This window comes from Microcystis sp. M113S1 (genome assembly GCF_020246945.1).
GTDB lineage: Bacteria > Cyanobacteriota > Cyanobacteriia > Cyanobacteriales > Microcystaceae > Microcystis.
In genome coordinates this window covers 1-4,351 of sequence record NZ_JADBSA010000088.1, presented here as the reverse complement: position 1 = coordinate 4,351, position 4,351 = coordinate 1, and the positions used below count along the sequence as shown (strand labels likewise).

Sequence of the window (4,351 nt, the reverse complement as noted above, 5' to 3'; positions counted from 1 at the left end):
GTAAGGGGTTTCGTTCAGAAAAGACTTCAAATTCGGCCTTGAACGAGTAAAACTTTCTAGGAAATAAGGTTGAACATGAGATTTTTTCGACTTGTTCAAAGTGGCCGGAGGGCATTCGGACACTGAAAACGGACGTGGAGGAAAGCGTAAGACTTCTGTTAAAGAAGCAGCATCCCGTGAAGCGTCAACCCCATTCAGCGACCATTCTAAAAAAGTGGCGTGGTGAGGAATCGCCGTCCGTTTTACGGCGGCGAGGATGTCAATAACATCATCTTAACTTTAATCGGTTATGTCCCCGGCATTATCCACGCTTTCTGGATTGTCTCCAAAGAAGCGGAGAATTCCTAATTAGCACCCCAGGAGATGCCAGTTTTTCTAGTCGCTGCATTAGACATCTCCAATAATGAAGATTTTAGCTGGGTGGATCAGTCTTCTAGCCTGATTTCTGGAGAGGTATATTACACGCGGTTAATAGGACAAAATTAACCAGACATATCGAACGGAGTCTTTGATCTAGATGCTTAAAGACTGATTGAGGATAAAATACCCAGTTTCAATGGACAAGAGCTTATCTCATAGCAAGGAGAGAGTTAAACGGCTCTCTCCTTAATTATTGCTATTCGTCGTCGTCGTTGGCGCCAACTTGCTTGAGATGAATATGTTTTCTCCCCAAAGTAATTTCAAATTCATCTCCCGGTTTGAGTCCCATTTTTTTGGTGTAGGCCGAACCGATTAGGAGATTATTATTGGATTGGACACTGATCCGGTAGCTGGCCGAGCGCCCACCTCGTCCGTGGCCATTGGCACTGCTATCTAAGTCAATTCCCTCGGCATCGATTAGAGCATTGAGAAATTTCATCATATTAACGCGTTCAATACCATTTTTTGTCATGGTGTAGTAGCCGCATTCCCGGGCTTTTTCCTCTTTGCTGAGGTTGCCTAGCTGTTTAACTTTCTCAATTAGTTCGAGGCCAGTCAGGGGTTCTGGATTGGTGGTTTGGTTCATTTAAGTTCGCAGCAGATAAGTAAAGGTTAGGGTCATCAAGGCTAGTCAAGGAGAATTGCTTCCCCTGACCAGAAACAATCGGGTTACGATTGCTCTCTACACTCATCTTACACGGTATAAACTAAAAATTATCACTTGCTTGAGGAAATTGATTGTAAGTGATTACACTGGATCTCTTGATCGAAATCTTAACAGAATTTATCAATGTTGATCGAGATGCTGAGGTAAGGGAGGTTAGTCTTTCTGTCATCAATGAGAGCAGGGGGTAGGATAGAGATCAAGAGGTAAAAATGAGGGATAATGAAGCTAACAACTAGGGGTCACTATAGTGTTAAAGCCTTGCTGGATCTTAGTTTACAACCGAGGGGAACTCCCGTATCGGTAAAATCGATCGCCCTGCGTCAAGATATCCCGGCCGCTTATCTAGAGAAATTGCTGATAGAAATGCGACGAGCGGGGTTAGTTCGCTCCTTTCGGGGAGCGCAAGGGGGTTATCAATTGGCCAGGCCGGCAAATCGTATCTCGTTGGGGCAAATTTTGGAGGCAGTGGGAGAGACGATCGAGCCATTATCAGGCTATCATCCCAAGGACGAACAGGCAGAAGATTGGGTGACATTTACTATCTGGAAACACCTACACGAGAAATTAAAAGAAGCCCTAGGGAAGATTACCTTAGCCGATTTATACTACGATGCCCGTAGCTGGATCGCCGCTAGGGGAGAGGAAACCAGCTTTATTGTTTAGTAGTTTAGAAGTTATGACAGCAACAACACAAGCAAAGATTTATTGGGGGGGTTGTCACTGTGGAGCGATCCGTTTTCAAGTGGCGATCGAGCATGAGCAAGCTCTAGACTGTAATTGTTCGATTTGTCAGAAAAAAGGCTTTCTGCATCTGATTGTTCCTTCAGCACAATTTACCCTCCTAAGCGGTGAAGATTTCTTAAGTACCTATACATTTAATACCCACACAGCCCAACATTATTTTTGTCGTGTTTGTGGTATTCATCCTTTCTATCGTCCCCGCTCCCATCCTGACGCTATAGATATAAACCTGCGCTGTTTGGAGGGCAATGTCTTAGAAGATTTTCAGATCCAGTTCTTTGATGGGGCTAACTGGGAAGAGAATATTGAGAAAATTCGGGATATCGATGGGAAAAGGGAGTAATTGTGAAGGAAGCGGCAACGGCGATCATTTTGGTATTAGGGGCAGTTTTAGATTATCTGATCGGCGATCCTTGGGGATGGATTCATCCAGTGCAGGTGATGGGGGCGATTATTGCCGTTGCCACAAAAGTTATCCTTAATTGGACGCAGGAAAAAATTCGCCAACGTTTAGCGGGCATAATTCTGGGACTAGGTTTAATTATCTTGGCTGGGGTCTTAACTTGGCTAGGAATCCAATGGTTAGGTCAGGTCAATTTGCTCCTGAGTTACCTAGTACAAATGATTCTCCTAGCTAGTTGTTTAGCCGGCAGAAGTTTACGCAGGGCTGCCGAAACAGTCATTGCACCTTTACAAGCGGAAAATATCACCTTAGCTCGTTGCCAACTAAGTTTATACGTTGGTCGCGACACAGATAATCTCGGCCGGGAAGAAATCCTCCGCGCCCTATTAGAAACCGTCAGTGAAAATGGTGTGGATGGAGTTACCGCGCCGCTTTTTTATGCCCTTCTCGGTGCTTTTCTGGGGGTGGGGCCAGTTCCCCTCGCTTGCGCTTATAAAGCCGCTAGTACCCTCGATTCGATGATTGGCTATCGTCGGCCACCCTACACCCATATTGGTTGGTTTAGTGCCAAAAGCGAGGATGTTTTGACATGGCTACCTTGTCGTTTGACGGTATTAACTCTCGCCCTAATTTCGGGCCAGCCGGAGCGGGTTTTAAGCATTTGTTGGCGCGATGCCCGTCGGGATCCTAGTCCTAATTCTGGTTGGAGTGAATGCGTCTATGGGGCGATTTTGGGGGTGCAATTGGGGGGTAAAAATCAATATCGGGGCCAGATTGTGGAAAAACCTTTATTGGGCGATAACCTCAACCCGATTACCGTCAAAACCGTCGAACAGGCTTTGAATTTAACTCGTACTTGTGTATTACTTTGGCTGGTGATTGCTGTCAGCTGCTTGATTGCTAGAGATTTTGCTCAATTGTAGCGACCACAGGCGACGGCGTTGACGGGGTTGACGCTGCCAGTAACGGATAATCAGGGAGAAGGTCAAGAATAGGGATTGCAGTATCTGTATCTGTCCCCAGAGACGTTGATAGTTTTGTCTGAGATAATAGCTTTTCGCTCCGGCGATGATAATATGTTCCGGAGCGGGGTAAAAAATGTGGTGTAAACGTCGTTCCACCCGGTTTAAAATTTTGGTCACTCGCCCTAAAATCCGCCGCAATTGCCACAATTTCCAGACTAGAAAGCAATTAAATAAAGTTAGGCCTAGATTGAAGCCGAGGACAAAAAAGAACATGGTCGAGGCGATGGTCGAGTTATGCCAATTTTAACCCACATTCCCCACTTCAAAGTGTAGGGGAAAGAAATCTAAGACTAAATCCTGTTTAAAAGGTCGATTTAGCGTCCGAGGGCGTGTAATCCGTTAATAATTTCGGCACAGCGCTCGGTAACTGCCTGTAAAGCTTCTCTTTTGTTAGAAATCGGTGGCGGCAGCACTTCCCCGATGCGAATAGTTAAGGGGATACTATGGGGAAAAGAAGAACCTTTTTGAAAAATCTTTTCTGTCCCCCACAAACTGACGGGTAACAGAGGAACTCCCGCTTTAGCGGCAATCATCGCCGCGCCTAGTTTTGGTTGATGGATCAATCCGTCCTCAGTGCGGGTTCCCTCCAGAAACACTCCCACTGCCCAGCCCGCCGCTAATGCTCCCATCGCCGCCCGAATTGCCCCGCGATCACCACTGCCGCGTTTGACGGGATAGGCCCCATAAAGAGCGATCGCCTGTTTTAAAATCGGGATGGTAAATAATTCTTCTTTAGCCATATAAGCTACGGGACGACGCACGGCACAGGATAATAGGGGTGGATCGAAGTAACTGGCGTGATTGCAGACGATAATCAGAGGATGACGCCGGGGGACATTTTCCACTCCGTAAACGCGACCGCGAAAATAGCCGTGTAGGGTTGGGCTAACGATCGACCATTTAAAGAGATGATATAAAACTAAACTGGCAAAAGGTTCTCGCTCTTGAGGCTGGTTCATCGAAAATTTTGGGTGGGAAACCCCGCCGTTCTAGGTTGGCTTTACGTTAGAATTAAAAAGACCGTCTCGAAAACCAAGTGGGCGGACAGCACCTTGAAAACTCGGCTTAGGGGGTTGCGTTCAGAAAAGCTTGTCC

General features: G+C 46.3%; 7 protein-coding genes. 4 read left to right on the top strand and 3 right to left on the bottom strand.

What is annotated here, in order from left to right:
- Nucleotides 1-219: 219 nt before the first annotated feature.
- The gene (locus IM319_RS05010; protein ID WP_287687073.1) at nucleotides 220-348 is read left to right on the top strand and encodes a YqaE/Pmp3 family membrane protein; all 129 of its coding nucleotides are present in this window, start codon (nucleotides 220-222) and stop codon (nucleotides 346-348) included.
- A 268-nt stretch (nucleotides 349-616) separates the two neighbouring features.
- Here the strand turns inward: IM319_RS05010 and IM319_RS05005 are convergent, their stop codons facing one another.
- Nucleotides 617-1,006, bottom strand: a complete 390-nt coding sequence (locus IM319_RS05005) for an AbrB family transcriptional regulator (RefSeq protein ID WP_287734865.1) — start codon at nucleotides 1,004-1,006, stop codon at nucleotides 617-619.
- A 300-nt stretch (nucleotides 1,007-1,306) separates the two neighbouring features.
- Here IM319_RS05005 and IM319_RS05000 point away from each other — a divergent pair, with 300 nt between their 5' ends.
- Genes IM319_RS05000 through cbiB form a run of 3 tightly spaced genes read left to right on the top strand, consistent with a single transcriptional unit; the run spans nucleotide 1,307 to nucleotide 3,154 of the window.
- Entirely contained in the window at nucleotides 1,307-1,750 is a 444-nt protein-coding gene (locus IM319_RS05000) for an Rrf2 family transcriptional regulator (protein ID WP_287075738.1), read from the top strand.
- Complete coding sequence (locus IM319_RS04995; RefSeq protein ID WP_287687074.1) at nucleotides 1,698-2,171, top strand: GFA family protein; 474 nt, start codon at nucleotides 1,698-1,700, stop codon at nucleotides 2,169-2,171. The genes IM319_RS05000 and IM319_RS04995 overlap by 53 nt, the downstream gene beginning before the upstream one ends.
- 2 nt (nucleotides 2,172-2,173) lie before the next feature.
- Nucleotides 2,174-3,154 (top strand): adenosylcobinamide-phosphate synthase CbiB, encoded by a 981-nt coding sequence (cbiB, locus tag IM319_RS04990; RefSeq protein ID WP_287687075.1) that lies wholly within the window; start codon nucleotides 2,174-2,176, stop codon nucleotides 3,152-3,154.
- On the opposite strand, the gene IM319_RS04985 is transcribed toward cbiB, so the two are convergent.
- Nucleotides 3,095-3,373, bottom strand: coding sequence for a hypothetical protein (locus IM319_RS04985; protein WP_287699175.1), 279 nt, complete (start codon nucleotides 3,371-3,373; stop codon nucleotides 3,095-3,097). The two genes, cbiB and IM319_RS04985, sit on opposite strands and share 60 nt — an antisense overlap.
- 197 nt (nucleotides 3,374-3,570) lie before the next feature.
- Nucleotides 3,571-4,215, bottom strand: coding sequence for a lysophospholipid acyltransferase family protein (locus IM319_RS04980; RefSeq protein WP_287075732.1), 645 nt, complete (start codon nucleotides 4,213-4,215; stop codon nucleotides 3,571-3,573).
- Nucleotides 4,216-4,351 lie beyond the last annotated feature (136 nt).

Coding starts and splice junctions, on each gene's coding strand:
- IM319_RS04995 (WP_287687074.1), top strand. CDS start 1,698: ATGCCCGTAGCTGGATCGCCGCTAGGGGAGAGGAAACCAGCTTTATTG.
- IM319_RS05000 (WP_287075738.1), top strand. CDS start 1,307: ATGAAGCTAACAACTAGGGGTCACTATAGTGTTAAAGCCTTGCTGGAT.
- IM319_RS04980 (WP_287075732.1), bottom strand. CDS start 4,215: ATGAACCAGCCTCAAGAGCGAGAACCTTTTGCCAGTTTAGTTTTATAT.
- IM319_RS05005 (WP_287734865.1), bottom strand. CDS start 1,006: ATGAACCAAACCACCAATCCAGAACCCCTGACTGGCCTCGAACTAATT.